This window comes from Lacrimispora sanguinis, assembly GCF_044987295.1.
Taxonomy (GTDB): domain Bacteria; phylum Bacillota; class Clostridia; order Lachnospirales; family Lachnospiraceae; genus Lacrimispora; species Lacrimispora celerecrescens_B.
This window is the reverse complement of record NZ_CP173277.1, coordinates 4185538-4199143: the sequence shown is the minus strand read 5'-3', so window position 1 is coordinate 4199143 and position 13606 is coordinate 4185538. Positions and strand designations below refer to the sequence as shown.

Genomic DNA, 13606 nt, shown 5'->3' with positions numbered 1-13606 from the left:
TACTACTATACAACATGTGTTTTCTACAATAATTCATCAGACCAATATTTAAATACTTCTTACTCATCTGATCCATTTACACTTGAAGGAATCAGAAATTGCCTTTATAATCATATAAGACGATTAACCAGCGGAAAGGACTTTGCCATGACTCCATCACATAAATCGCTTGCCGATACAACAGCAGAAGGAATCATTAAATATATCATTGATAATAAATTAAAAGAAGGAGCTCAGCTTCCCAATGAAACTACGCTTTCCTCTCTTATGGGAGTCGGGCGGAGCACTCTGCGGGAAGCCATACGGGCTCTTGTTTCACGTAATATTCTTACGGTTCAGCAGGGATCCGGAATCTACGTCTGTCACAATACCGGTGTGGCTGATGATCCCCTTGGATTCACATTTATAGAGAATAAGGAAAAACTGGTGGCTGATCTTTTAGAATTCCGTATGATGATCGAGCCAAGGGTAGCCGCTTTGGCTGCTTCAAAGGCCACTCCAGATCAGGCCGAGGAGCTTCTCCACCTGGCGGAACGGGTAGCCGAATGCTACGACTTAGGAAAATCCCACTCAGAAGCCGATGCCATTTTCCACGCTAAGATTGCAGAAATCAGCGGGAATGTCATCGTACCACAGCTTGAGCCTCTTATTATGCATGCCATTGATATGCTGATTGACATTACCCATTCCGAATTAAAAGAAGAAACCATAAAAACACATATGGCGATTGTAAATGCCATACAAAAAAACGATCCCATTGCCGCACAGGATGCCATGACTCTTCATCTCATTTATAACCGGGATCGTTTGCGCAAGGCCAATGAAAAAAATTCTCTTAATAATTCCCATCAATAAAAGGGGCATTCCAAAGATTCTTTTACCTTTGGAATGCCCTAAATTACTCTTTATTATTAATAAAATCGGAGGATTATTTCCGTTGCCCCTTCATGGTTTGCTCTATAATACTGCGCATTGTATCTTCAGAAAGCTGACCGCTTGCATAACCAAATACATTGCCATCCTTATCAATCATAAACGTGGTCGGATAAGAGAATACTCCGTAAGATTCAAATAAATCCGCATTCGTGTCCATCAGAACCGGATACGTGTATCCATTATCTTTCAGGAATTGTTTAATTCCCTCTTCGTCTTTTTCATTCCCATAATTAGGAGCTGCCACACCCAGAACGACTAGTGCATTATCTCCCTCTGTGTCGGCGGTTTCATATATTTTCTGGATGTCCGGCATCTCTGCCCTGCATGGAGGGCACCAGGTCGCCCAGAAGTTTAAAAAGATCGTCTTTCCTTTATAATCAGAAAGAGAATGGGTATTGCCGTACTGATCGGTTAAAGTAAAATCAACTGCCGGAAGAGGCTGATTTGCTTCATCTGACTCATCAGTATTTCCCGGTTCCGATGCAGATTCTTCTTCCAATGCAGACTCTTCTTCCGATATGGGTTCTTCTTCCGATGCTTCTGTAGCTGTTTCCGGCTGTGGTGTCTCCCTTGATTCTGTTACCGTAGGAGATGGAATAGTTGAAAGGTATCCGGTCACTGCATTCATCTTTCCGGTGAACATTAAAATTCCCATAAATACCATGAGAACTCCTCCGACTTTTACCCCATTCTTTGCAATATTGCCGTGAGCCTTAAAGAATTCAAGCACTGTGGTGGTAAAGAATCCCACTGCCAGAAACGGCAGAACAAACCCCAGTGTGTATACTCCGATCAGGACAAAGCCCATTGCCTTTGTGGAGGCTGAGGCTGCCATAAGCAGGACGCTGGCTAGGGCCGGTCCCACACAGGGCGTCCAGGCAAAGCTGAACGTAAAGCCCATGATTAACGCGGTTAAGGGAGACATGGCCAGGGTATTAAGGGAGAATGGCAGTCTGCGTTCCCTTCCCAATACAGAAGAAGTCCCAAATACTCCTAATTGGTATAAACCGAATAAAACTACCAGGATACCTCCCACTCTTGCAAAAATAAGCTGGTTTGATTTAAAAAAGCTTCCAAGAGCTGAGAATCCCAGCCCCAGCAGGAAGAATGCGAAGCTGACCCCGATAACAAAGCAGACAGTGTGAATCATAACCTTGCTGCGTTTATAATAAATCCGCCCGTCTTCCCCCCGGACTCCCGTCCCTCCCGACAGATACCCTATGTAAAGCGGAATGAGTGGCAGCACACAGGGAGAAAAGAAGCTGATAATCCCCTGAAGAAACACGGTCATAACTGGAATACTTACGTCGATAGAAAAGCCCAAATACTGTACCTCCTTTTAAGGTTGTGCCATATGTTACTGATTTCCGGCGTTTTTAGTTGTGATTCTGTATTATTTTCAGTTACAGTTTTGCGTGTAAATAAATATACCATCTCAAAGAAAAAGTGTCAAGTCAAACATGGAAGAATCAAAAAAAGCATAGATTTCCTTTGTCACATGGTAAGCGCCTGCTTTCCGCAAGCGGAACACTTTTTAAAGCATCGGTCTAAATTAAATGCCACTCTGGGAAGGTATCCAAAATCCTCCAAAAGAGTAAACAACGGGAAAAAGATTGCCATAGGAGGAAGCATTACCGATACGACCCAGGCAAGAACCCGGTAAACGCCATGGATCAGCAGTTCAGTGATAATCACCGGCACACCGGAGGCGTCAGCCAGCCCGACTAGCCACGCTTCTAACTTAAACAACACGTTGCTGATTAATTCTGACGGATAATTGGCTCCTGTTATAGTAATCCAGAAGATTCCAAGTAAAACCAGGAACATAATGGGAAAGCCCGTAGCCTTACTGGTAAAAATCCAATCCAGCTTCCGGTCTTTCCGGTTATAGGTCTGGTTTTCGTATTCCACGATACCCTTACATAAATCTTCCGCCTTATTTATGAAAACAGCTGCCATATCGTCGCTTACCTGTTCCTGGGTGATCCCGGCAGCCTTCCATTCTTCCCATATTTCAGCTAGACAGGAAGTCACTTCTTCTGTCTCAGCCACCGGCTTTCGATATTTTCTTACAGCTTCCATCAAGTTATCATTGGCATCGAGCAGTCTGGCACACAGCCAGCGGGCCTCTTCCTTTCCTTTGGCCACTTGTTCTATTGCAGGCAGGAGTCTGGCAATGGCATCTTCAATGTATTGGGGATATTGGATGAGAGCAGGTTTTTCCCCTTCCTCCTCTGTTTGTTCCAGGCAGCGTTTTAAGCCGGTATAGATCTGATCCAGTCCCTGATTGCTCCTGGCTGCAGTCCCTGCAACCGGGACCCCCAGGCGCTGTTCCAGCATATCAAGGTGCAGGGAAATTTTCTTCTTTTTCGCCTCATCCATAAGGTTTACACACACCACCACATTAGTCGTGGCCTCCATGATCTGCAGCACCAGGTTTAGGTTCCTCTCCAAGCATGTGGCATCACAGACTACGACTACTGCATCCGGGTTTTCAAAGCAAATAAAATCTCTGGCTACCTCTTCTTCCGTGGAATGTGCCATCAGGGAATAGCATCCCGGAATATCCACCATCACGTATCCCTGCTGTCCATCCGAACACCAGCCCTGGGCGTTGGCAACGGTTTTTCCCGGCCAATTTCCTGTATGCTGGTTCATCCCAGTAAGCTGGTTAAATACCGTGCTCTTACCCACATTGGGATTTCCGGCCAGCGCAATGACCTTATCGTCTTCCTTGCGTTTCTTAATTTCCAGACCACAGTCCACAGACTTTATTCCCATTGATTCCCTGCTTAATCCCATACCTATTCCTCCAGCGAAACGGCGGCAGCCACCATTTCTTTTCCAAAATGACGATTCGCTTTTTCCTCTCCATTTGACTGCACCAGGACACGGCCGGAATCCTCACTTCTGAGAGCGATCACCGCACCCCGTATTAAAAATGCCGTAGGATCTCCCAAAGGGCTTTTTCCAAGACACTCCACAGTAGTACCCTCTATAATTCCAATATCCTGTAAACGCCTTCTCATATCATCATAGGCGGCCAGCTTTGCGATCACTGCTTTCTGACCCCTTTTTAAATCTGCTAAACAAATATTTTCTGACATTCTTCTGCCTCCATTCATCTAAAAAAGTTTCCATATCCTAACATATGCAGGAAATAAAAATCAGGTTCCAATTTATTTACACTGCTTTTTTCTATGTGAATAGGGCAGCCAAAAAGTCGATTACCAACTTTTGAGCCGCCCTATTTTTATTCGTTACATCTTATGGGTCTTACTCCATTTCCTTCCGTCCTTTTCCCCTTCCACTTCAATCACAATGCAGTCCCCATCTTCAGAAAAGTTTACATTCTTAATCAGACAAGGCCCATTGCTGCTGGTAATCACATGGGCAAACACAAGATCCGGTCCATACCCGCGTTCGATCTGATAATTGATATCAGATATAGAGGGGTTATCCGGCCCAATTCCATCATACAATTCCTTCCCATTGTTCCAGGTAAATACCCGAGTATGTATATCTCCATCCTCATAATCATGAATCATATTGGTTTGATCTTCTGACAGTACGGCCTTTTTCATATGATGAAGATAGCTATATGGTTTCTTGTCAGAAAACGTTTCTATTTCCATACCCTCAGGCTGTCTTATCCGATTTCCGGAAAAATGCATGACCCAGTCAACAGGCAGATCATTCCCTGCCCCCTTTACCTGGAATACTTCCGCAAAATAATCTTCCTCCCAAGCAATCTTTCTCACCATTTTTACAGGTCGGTAAGTTTCTTCCTTCCACTGAACGATGGTAAAACTGTCCGGCATTTCATAAGGTATGGTCCAATCCGCTTCCGCTTCCACATATACGCCCCCATCCCGTTCTTCATAACGGGTAAGCCTTGCATTAACCGGCGACTGATTTTCTCCGCCGATGTTTACTGTATTGTGGGAACCTGTATTCTTATAAAAATCATAGTGCATAACCGCACCGTATCCGGTAGTTCCAAGATCAGGAGATATCCTCTTTCCATGAGCCAGATAACTGATGCCCAAGCGATCATAATGATCATGCTCCCCACCATAACGGTCATGCTTTATAAGCAGATATCTTTCATCCTTCCCTCTTAAAATCGTGCTCCCTGACTGCCCTGCTTCCACATGGTAATTCCCAATCTCCATACTGCACTTTTGCAGCACATCAACCCCATAAATAAAGGCTTCCAGATTGTCTCTCTTTTCTTCTTCATACAGCCGGTTCAGTATATAAAGAAGCTTTTCCCCTCCCAGTTCCCGGTATGCAAATTCATATAAATACAGGCTCGAGGATGTATGTCCGTAATTGGTATCATTCAGCATGGGAATACGGAATCCCGGCTCCAGATAGGATGCCAGCAGCTCCATCATGGCTTTATAATTTGGATGACTGATATGGCTGTGTGGGCTATGAAGTGCGAATTTTTCATAAGCAAAGAAACTGGTCAGGGCATAAAAATGATAGCCAAGTGCCCCTTCAAACCACATGTGATCCGAAAGTACCCCGTACTCCAGCTGATATAGGATCCCGTAAGGCTCATAAACGGCAAACTGGACATACCGGTCAATTCCGAAGATCAGTCCAATGATTGCAATGGCTGAGTTGATGATCACTTCATGATTGTGCAATTGGTTATGGCGGTGTTCCATCAAAAATTCAGCTCCAGGTATGAGCATTTCCTTTCCAATGAACTCTTTTTCCTCTTCCGTCATGAAATCAGACAGCAGATCATAGCTCATTACAAAGTTTCTAAGAAAATTAGCCTCATCAAGAGTCTGAGCGCCGGACTTACCGGGACCGTTATAAGGAATATTGCCGTGGACCTCATATTCCTTATAGTATCTGGAATATTCCATCATAATATCTACGGCCTTTCTAGCATAGTCACTTTCCCCTGTGATCAGATGGATCAGTCCCATCTGGAATGCCGCCGTGTAATTTCTGCTGTTAATGAATCCCCACCAGGTACTGTCATAAGGCTCACCGGAATACACCCGTCCACAGGAGGGGCAGCTGTGATGATACATATCGTTCCTGTCAAAAGTCAGCTGCACAGAACAATCCGGGCAGTAATAAAAAAGAGTCCAGTTGGCGATTCCTGTTTTGGGAACCAAAACAGGCTCTGCCATGATTTCTTTCACATCTTCCATGATACGATTAACGGCTGACTGCTGCCTTTGGAATTTTTCTTTCAAGTGCCGGATTTCCTGTTCTGTAAATTGAATCATTTCTCCTAACCCTCCTAATATAAATTCTCTTCATCTACCAGTTTTTTAAATTCCGTAGGAGTGCAGCCATAAAATTTCTTAAAGCTGCTGGCAAAGTACCGCTGGTTTTCATACCCGCATTGGTCCGCCACCTCCTGGATTTTCATGCTTGTTTTCTGGAGCAGCCTGCCGGCTCGTTCCATGCGCTTTCGGATTAAGTATTCTCCAAAACACTCTCCTGTGTACTGTTTGAAAATCTGTCTGACATAACTGGAGCTGAAATGTACCTTGAAAGCCACTCCCTCCAGATCCAGATCCGTCTTATGCAGATCATTTTCAACGATCTGCTTCATTTGCTTCACAACTGCATCCGCCCTGGTTTCCTCAGAGTTTTCCCGTACCACCCGGCAACATTTTTCAATATAGGTGGCCAGCATATGATTCATATCCATCAGGCTTCCGTAATTGATCCTGTCCTGCATGAAGGATAGAGGCTCGGAGTCCGCCCGGTCATATCCCTCCTGCTCCATATCATTCTGAATTGCATAAATTAGTTCTCCCACAGAGACACCTACATAATCGTTCTTCCTGTTAGACATGGAAGCATAACATTTCATAAGGCCGGATAGTCCAATAAGAGCCTCGGTCTCTTGTCCTGCACGCACAGAAAGCCGGATCTGGTTTTTCCATTCCCGGATCTGGCTGCTGCTGGTTTCCTCCTTTCGGATGCCTTCCTCACCATAAAACAGGAATTTCTTATCTGCGTCTAAGTTTCCCCGCCACACAGCCATGGCCTCGCGGTAAGAATGTGCCAGCTCTGTCTGACTCCTATAAGGGCGACCAAGGGCACCATTCATCTGTATATGGTAATATTTTTCCAGGCTCAGCCGTATCTTTTCAAGGCTTTCCCGGATCTTTTTAAGGAAATGTTCTTCACCTTCCCCATCGCCGCACCAGATAGCCGCCAGCTGGATCCCGTCAAAGCTGACCGCATATAGGCTGATCCCGGCTGAAAGATAACCGTTACGTATCAGCATCAGAAATTCCTCCACATGCTCCTGCTTGCCAAATTCCCATGCTCCGCCTTCCATACGGATCACTCCTGCCGCGTAAAACCTGCCTTCTAGTATGAAATCCGGTTCTTCGCCGCACTCCTTCCCCCTTAAGAGAGCCTTCAGCGCCTTTTCTCTGGCAAGTCCGGCCCGGCTCACGGCCTGTTCCTTTAACAGACTCATATTTTGCAAAAGCACCTTCTGGCTGTCCAGTTCCTGTATCACCTTTGTTAAAACATCAATCATTTCCCTGGGCAGAAAGGGCTTTAACAGATAATCCTTAACCCCAAGTGATATGGCTTGTTTTGCATAATCAAATTCATCGTATCCACTTATGACCACATTTTTACTGTAAAGTCCTGCGTCCTGAAGCCTGCGGATCAATTCCAGGCCATTCATGAAAGGCATGGCAATGTCCGTAATAACAATATCCGGCTTGTATTGCAAAGCTTCTCTAAGCCCTTCTTCTCCGTCTCCTGCCACCGCAACCACATCCACTTCCAGGCCGGAATTTTGAATGTTTCTGACCAGTAAGTCTCTTACATAGTCTTCATCATCTACGATTAATATGCGGTACATCACTCCACCTCCTCTGACATTGCCGGAATCCTAAGAACCGCTTTAGTCCAATGGCCGAAGCTGCTTTCATAATACAGTCCATAATCATTTCCGTAAAAGAGCCGGATCCTTTCATTGACATTATAAATGCCATAGCCAGCTTCACAGTCCGTTCCGCCCCTTTTTAAGGTCTCATTAATAAAAGCAAGCTTTTCTTCCGGAATCCCTGCCCCGTTGTCCCACACGGTAAGCTCTGTGATCCTTCCTTTTCCTGATTCTTCTTCACTAACTGAGATTTTTATGATACCGGGCCCCTGTTTCTCTTTGATTCCATGATAAATGGAATTTTCAGCCAGGGGCTGCAGAATCAGTTTGATCATCCGAAAATCCAGACATCTGTCATCCACATGGATTTCATAGCTTAAACGGGAATGATAGCGGATGCTTTGTATGTCCAGATAACTCGACACATGTTCCAGTTCTTCCCGGAGGGTGATCACCTCTGCTCCCTTGCTTAGACCGATCCTGAAAAACTTTCCCAGGGAATTCGATAGGATGCTGATCTCTTCCGCTCCCTGATCGGCGGCCTGCCAGGTGATGGCATTTAAGGTATTATAGAGGAAATGAGGATTAATCTGAGCCTGAAGGGCCTTCAATTCCGCTTTCCGCTTCTGCTTTTGAACTTCGGCTACATAATCCCGCTCCCGTTTCAGTTCCTCAATGGTCTCCTCCTGTTTCCGGACCAGGCTCTGGATCTCTCCGATCATATAGTTAAATGACTTTGCCAGGCTGCCCACTTCATCCTTATAGGGGTAGAAAAAGCGAACTCCCAAGTCTCCATTTTCCACGCAGCTCATGCGCTTTTCCAACCGTCTTAAGGAATTTGTCAACTGGTGGGATAACAACAAGATGACCGCTACTCCGATTAAGAAAACAACTCCCATGATCTCAAAAATTATATTTCTAAGAATTTTCAGACTTCCCAATAAGCTCTGCCTTGATTTCAGCCCATAGATCTGCCAGCCGTTTTCCTTAAGCCGTTCAAAGGTGACCAAATAGGAATCTCCTTCGTACTGAAAGTCGCTGGTAATGACATTGCTCCCACCTTCCCTTGCCTCTGAAAGCTTTCTCAGTTCAGCCGGATCCATATCCGGGGAACCTACCATTACATTTCCTGCCTCATCAAGAATAAGTATTTTGTCAAAAAATTCATATTTTCCTTCTAAAAGACGTTCCAGCTCTGTTTTCTTTAACTGGATCACCAGGTATTCATTTCCCACATAGCCCTGAACACTGAACTGCCATACGCAGGGAATAACCTGGTCATTATCCTGAAATATCTCATCTTTCCATACCGGGAACCAGCGGATGGCACCGCCTGCTTGTGTCTGATAGCTTTTGTAAAAAATAGAATCTTTAAAATCAAACTTCCAATTTCTCATGCGGACAAAATTATCAAAGCTCCCTTTATCCGTATAAATATAGGTGGAGTGGATCAGCCCCTCCCCTGTCTCAAAGTCTCTCATGAAATCCGGAATGGTCCCCAGGGCTTTTACCAAATTGATGTCATTGGGATTATTCAGGTAATCGGAAAGAGTCACCATAAAGGTATAATTAGCAAGCATTCCCTTTGCCCTCTGATTAATGATACCCAGGCGCAGGCCTAGAGTGTCCACAATCTGAGCCAGAACGTCCTCCGCCCCTACTTTGAAGTTCTCTTCAATATCATTGGATGCATACTGGTAATAGGACAATCCACTGATGGTGGTAGTAAAGAAAAACATGACTCCGAACAGCCAGATGATTTTACTGCGGAATCTTAAATTATTTATAAATTTCTTCATGCTTTCCCTCGTTTTCCTGCTCTTCTGCTTTTTTACAGTATATCACAGGCCCTACCCTTTTTCCTATCCTTTTACTGCCCCTGCCGTAAGGCCTGCAATGAACTGCTTGTTGGCAAACAAATAGACAATCAGGATCGGGATGATGGCGATGGAAGCTCCCGCCAGCATGATGTGCCACTCGGCTGCAGCATTAACGGAATATTTTAGCTGGACCACCGCCACAGTAAGAGTCTGAAGCTTTGGCATAGAAATTGTCATGATCATGCTGGTGATATAATCATTCCATGCATTCCGGAAAGAAAATAGAGCTACTACCGCCAAAATCGGCTTACTTAGGGGCAGAACGACCCGGGAATAAACCCCATACAGGCTGCAGCCGTCAATGATGGCTGCCTCATCAAGCTCTTTGGGAATTCCCTTTGTAAAACCCATGACCAGAAAAACATTGGTGGCCTGCCCTCCCGTAAGGGCCACAATAAGGGCAAATATAGACTTATTTAACTTTAATGCCCTCAGCAATTCGTAGATCGGATAGAGGGTAACCGAACCTAAGGATACGAACATCATGGATAAGTAAAGGGCAAGGAGCACCTTTTTCCCGGCAAATTCTCTTCTGGCCAGAATAAAACCAGCGAGCGAGCAGGTAACCACAGCCAGAAGTGTGACGGAAACACTGACCACGATGCTGTTGAGCGTATATCTAGTAAAGTCTGCCTGAACAAAAGCCCGGTAGTAATTCTCAAAATGCCATGTCTCCGGAAAAAATCCGCCGCCCTGGGTAAGTTCTGCATTGGTTTTCAAAGACCCTAGAACTGTATAAATGACCGGATATAGCGTAAATATAATCATAATGCCCAGAAATACCCATTTCCCAACCAAAGGAAGCCAGGCGGCTTTTGATATGTGTTTCTTATTCCCGTTTTTCATGCTGCCGCCTCCTTAATAAATTTCATCCAGTTTTTTAGATATCCGCAAATAACCTACGGTTACCAGACCAGCAATCGCTGCAGATATGACGCTGACCGCAGCACCGTAGCCATATTGGGGAACCGTTGCCTCAGCCGCTGATATGGGGAAGAAATAGCGGTACCCGTATAAGGACATGACCATGGTAGCATTGGTGGGGCCGCCCTCAGTCAATACCATCACGTTGGTGATGTCGTGAAAAGCTGAGGTGATAGCTAACATAAGTATAATTTTTAATATTGGTCCCAGCATTGGAATGATGATGTACCAGATGGTCTGAAGCCTGCCTGCTCCGTCGATCCTGGCACTTTCTATGGCCTCCCCGGATACCTGTTGGATTCCAGCTATAAAATACACCATGTAATTTCCCACACCGCCCCAGACCGCTGTTAAGATCAGGGTTTTCATGGCATGTTCTTTCCCAAGCCAGTTTATGGGCCTTTGTATCAAGCCTGCTGCCATCAAATACTGGTTAACCTCTCCATTGTAAGCGTTGAATAACAGATAAAACACCAGACCCATGACCGCAGAGCTCATAATGGTAGGCAAGAATACAATGCTCTGGGCTGCTCCATTCCCTCGCTTTTGCTGATTTAAGAGAAATGCCAGAAAAAAGGCCAGAGGAATGATAAAAATCACCTTCCCGAAACCGTATGTAAAAGTATGGATCACACTTTCCCAATAAACTTTATCCCGGAACACCCTGGCAAAATTAGCAAGGCCGACAAATCTCGGCGTTCCTGTCCCATATCCCCCATACTGGAAAAACACATATTTCAAAGTCCACATCACCGGATATAAGGAACAGACGGTGAACAAAATCAAGTTAGGCAGCATAAATGAATAGGCCTGCAGGTTTTTTTTCATAGTCTTACTCCTTGGCAAGGCACTTTTGCTATTCCAGTCTTTCATCTGCTTACTCCTTTCTTTTCAAAGAAAGAGGGGCCTCGCTGATTTTGCGCCCCTCTTTCAGATATTACTGTAAAGTTGGATTCATCGGGTCATAGTTTGCAATCTTTACTTCATGACCGCTTCCGTTTTTCACTGCTTCCTGATACGCTTTATTGTAACGGTCTGTCAGATCCTTTAAGGTAGAATCTATATCCGCATTTCCATAATAAATGGATTCGCAGGTCTTGTACATATCCTCACCTTCCACCACCATACCAGATGCGAAGGCTGTGTGAGGAGGCTTTGGAAGGAGGGCGTCAATATCATTGATAAGCAGCCATTTCTTATCCTGGAAATCCTGAGCTGGCTTTGCCTTTGCAATAACGCTTGGAAGAATGCTCACTCCAAATCCGCCTTCGTAATATCCGATTAAATAATCCTCGTTTGCAAAGATATCCTTATATACTTTGAATGCCTTTTCCACGTTAGGGCTTTTCGCATTTATAACATAACCACCTGTACCGGTAAAATACTGCTTTCCTGTGGTCTTTCCACCCACCGTTGGAATGGGAACGCAGTCCCATTTGGAGGAATCCATGGGGAACTGATTCTGGTATACCCCTGGCTCTGCATGGCTGTAAGACATGTACATACCAATCTTTCCGGCTGCAAACTGGGTTCTTAATGGATCGATATCCAGAGATTCACAGCCAGGAAAAGCACATTCGTCAGACAGTAGTTCCTTCCAAAGCTTTAAAGTATCTCCCCACTGTGTAAAGTCATACTCTCCCTTTACGAAGTCGTATCCACGTACCAGTCCGGTCTCTCTCTCCAGTCCTATGCACATGGAACGCTGCAAGCCGGAGCTGGCACTTTTCATATTCTCTGCAAATCCATAAATTCCTTCTTTGGACAATTCCGTATTGATTTTTTTTGCATACTCTACCACCTCTTCCAGTGTTTTTGGTGGCTCTGTGATCCCTACACGGTCAAAGATTTCTTTGTTATAGAAAAGACGGCAGGTAGTTCCGGTGGTTGGTATGAAATACAGCTTTCCATCCAGTTCATTATAGCCGGGATAAATCACGGATTTGAAATATTCTTTCATGTCAGAATCCATGTAATCATAAAAGTCTGCCCATTGCCCCTCGTTTACATATTTATCAAACATCTGTTCCTGCTGTACCAAAATATCAGGAAGCTCTCCGCTTTGTAACGCCATATCAATGGCCTGAGCATAATTATCCGTATAAAGCTGATAATCGACCTGGATGTTATCCGTGTTACTTGCATTGTATTCGTCAACCTTATTCTGAACATAAGTGGCGTCGTGCCGGTCTTTGGACCAGACCTTAATGATAGTTTTCTCCCCACCTGTTGACGGAGCCTTTTCCGCTTCTGTCTGAGCAACCGTCTGCCCACCTGCTGCCGCTGTTGTGGCATCTGTTTTAGCCCCTGAACATCCGGTCAACGTTCCTGCCGCCATTAGTCCTGCCATCAGAATGCCGCTTAATCTCCTTAATTTCATCCCTTTAACCTCCCGTGTTTATTTATGGACTCATTTTACGAAAAAATGGCTGTTAAGTAAATGCAATATCTGACGGTCCCATGTTTAAAATCTGTTTATGTTCTTCATGTTATGCTGATCGCAAACTGACAGAGTCATAGAACTCATTGACATGCCGGCATCGTGCTCTTATAATAATATTATTACAATTGTAAGAACAGGAGACCGCATATGAATCAACTGCCGCAAATATCCGAAGCAGAATATGAGGTAATGAAGGTGCTATGGAATGATGCCCCCATCAGTACCAACGAAGTGACGGACAAACTGGTGAAGACCACCAACTGGAACCCAAAAACCATTCACACACTCTTAAAAAGACTGGTCCAAAAGGGGGCTGCCACCTACCGGAAGGAAGGCCGTGTTTTCGTCTATACCCCGCTCGTGGAAAAAAAGGAATATTTAACAAAGGAAAATGATCATTTTTTAAACCGCTTCTACAACGGAAAGATATCAAGCATGGTGACCAACTATTTAAACAGTGATTATGTATCAAGCGAAGACCTGGCAGAGCTGAGAAAGCTACTTCTGGGCGGACAGGAGGAGGAACGCTGA

The 13606-nt window shown here is 44.8% G+C and carries 11 protein-coding genes; 2 read left to right on the top strand and 9 right to left on the bottom strand.

The features are described 5' to 3' along the window. Positions 1-147: 147 nt before the first annotated feature. Positions 148-855 carry a FadR/GntR family transcriptional regulator gene (locus ACHZES_RS19460; protein ID WP_395546301.1) on the top strand — a complete coding sequence of 236 codons (708 nt, stop codon included), beginning with the start codon at positions 148-150 and terminating at the stop codon, positions 853-855. Between the two features lie 73 nt (positions 856-928). Here the strand turns inward: ACHZES_RS19460 and ACHZES_RS19455 are convergent, their stop codons facing one another. From ACHZES_RS19455 to ACHZES_RS19415, 9 genes are all read right to left on the bottom strand, one after another. Further along, positions 929-2260: a cytochrome c biogenesis protein CcdA gene (locus ACHZES_RS19455; RefSeq protein ID WP_038278430.1), complete on the bottom strand. Its 1332-nt coding sequence runs from the start codon at positions 2258-2260 to the stop codon at positions 929-931. Between the two features lie 170 nt (positions 2261-2430). Then, positions 2431-3738: a FeoB small GTPase domain-containing protein gene (locus ACHZES_RS19450; RefSeq protein ID WP_395546300.1), complete on the bottom strand. Its 1308-nt coding sequence runs from the start codon at positions 3736-3738 to the stop codon at positions 2431-2433. 2 nt (positions 3739-3740) lie between these two features. Next, positions 3741-4043 carry a FeoA family protein gene (locus ACHZES_RS19445; protein WP_084719495.1) on the bottom strand — a complete coding sequence of 101 codons (303 nt, stop codon included), beginning with the start codon at positions 4041-4043 and terminating at the stop codon, positions 3741-3743. 153 nt (positions 4044-4196) lie between these two features. Beyond that, on the bottom strand, positions 4197-6194 hold the full coding sequence (locus ACHZES_RS19440) for a heparinase II/III family protein (protein ID WP_395546299.1): 1998 nt from the start codon (positions 6192-6194) through the stop codon (positions 4197-4199). 14 nt (positions 6195-6208) lie between these two features. Then, positions 6209-7804: a response regulator gene (locus ACHZES_RS19435; protein ID WP_395546297.1), complete on the bottom strand. Its 1596-nt coding sequence runs from the start codon at positions 7802-7804 to the stop codon at positions 6209-6211. After that, on the bottom strand, positions 7804-9627 hold the full coding sequence (locus ACHZES_RS19430) for a histidine kinase (protein ID WP_395546296.1): 1824 nt from the start codon (positions 9625-9627) through the stop codon (positions 7804-7806). Before ACHZES_RS19430 ends, ACHZES_RS19435 begins: the two co-directional genes overlap by 1 nt. Before the next feature lie 63 nt (positions 9628-9690). Beyond that, positions 9691-10554, bottom strand: coding sequence for a carbohydrate ABC transporter permease (locus ACHZES_RS19425; RefSeq protein WP_154522913.1), 864 nt, complete (start codon positions 10552-10554; stop codon positions 9691-9693). Between the two features lie 12 nt (positions 10555-10566). Continuing rightward, positions 10567-11460 (bottom strand): carbohydrate ABC transporter permease, encoded by an 894-nt coding sequence (locus ACHZES_RS19420; protein ID WP_038278438.1) that lies wholly within the window; start codon positions 11458-11460, stop codon positions 10567-10569. 109 nt (positions 11461-11569) lie between these two features. After that, positions 11570-13012 carry an ABC transporter substrate-binding protein gene (locus ACHZES_RS19415; protein WP_395546295.1) on the bottom strand — a complete coding sequence of 481 codons (1443 nt, stop codon included), beginning with the start codon at positions 13010-13012 and terminating at the stop codon, positions 11570-11572. Positions 13013-13222: 210 nt separating this feature from the next. On the opposite strand from ACHZES_RS19415, the gene ACHZES_RS19410 reads away from it, so the two are divergent. Further along, entirely contained in the window at positions 13223-13606 is a 384-nt protein-coding gene (locus ACHZES_RS19410; RefSeq protein ID WP_025234720.1) for a BlaI/MecI/CopY family transcriptional regulator, read from the top strand.

What these genes read in the sequence shown, in the direction of transcription:
- ACHZES_RS19450 (WP_395546300.1), bottom strand. Translation starts at nt 3,738, where the DNA reads ATGGGATTAAGCAGGGAATCAATGGGAATAAAGTCTGTGGACTGTGGT.
- ACHZES_RS19445 (WP_084719495.1), bottom strand. Translation starts at nt 4,043, where the DNA reads ATGTCAGAAAATATTTGTTTAGCAGATTTAAAAAGGGGTCAGAAAGCA.
- ACHZES_RS19420 (WP_038278438.1), bottom strand. Translation starts at nt 11,460, where the DNA reads ATGAAAAAAAACCTGCAGGCCTATTCATTTATGCTGCCTAACTTGATT.
- ACHZES_RS19410 (WP_025234720.1), top strand. Translation starts at nt 13,223, where the DNA reads ATGAATCAACTGCCGCAAATATCCGAAGCAGAATATGAGGTAATGAAG.
- ACHZES_RS19440 (WP_395546299.1), bottom strand. Translation starts at nt 6,194, where the DNA reads ATGATTCAATTTACAGAACAGGAAATCCGGCACTTGAAAGAAAAATTC.
- ACHZES_RS19460 (WP_395546301.1), top strand. Translation starts at nt 148, where the DNA reads ATGACTCCATCACATAAATCGCTTGCCGATACAACAGCAGAAGGAATC.
- ACHZES_RS19430 (WP_395546296.1), bottom strand. Translation starts at nt 9,627, where the DNA reads ATGAAGAAATTTATAAATAATTTAAGATTCCGCAGTAAAATCATCTGG.
- ACHZES_RS19415 (WP_395546295.1), bottom strand. Translation starts at nt 13,012, where the DNA reads ATGAAATTAAGGAGATTAAGCGGCATTCTGATGGCAGGACTAATGGCG.
- ACHZES_RS19435 (WP_395546297.1), bottom strand. Translation starts at nt 7,804, where the DNA reads ATGTACCGCATATTAATCGTAGATGATGAAGACTATGTAAGAGACTTA.
- ACHZES_RS19425 (WP_154522913.1), bottom strand. Translation starts at nt 10,554, where the DNA reads ATGAAAAACGGGAATAAGAAACACATATCAAAAGCCGCCTGGCTTCCT.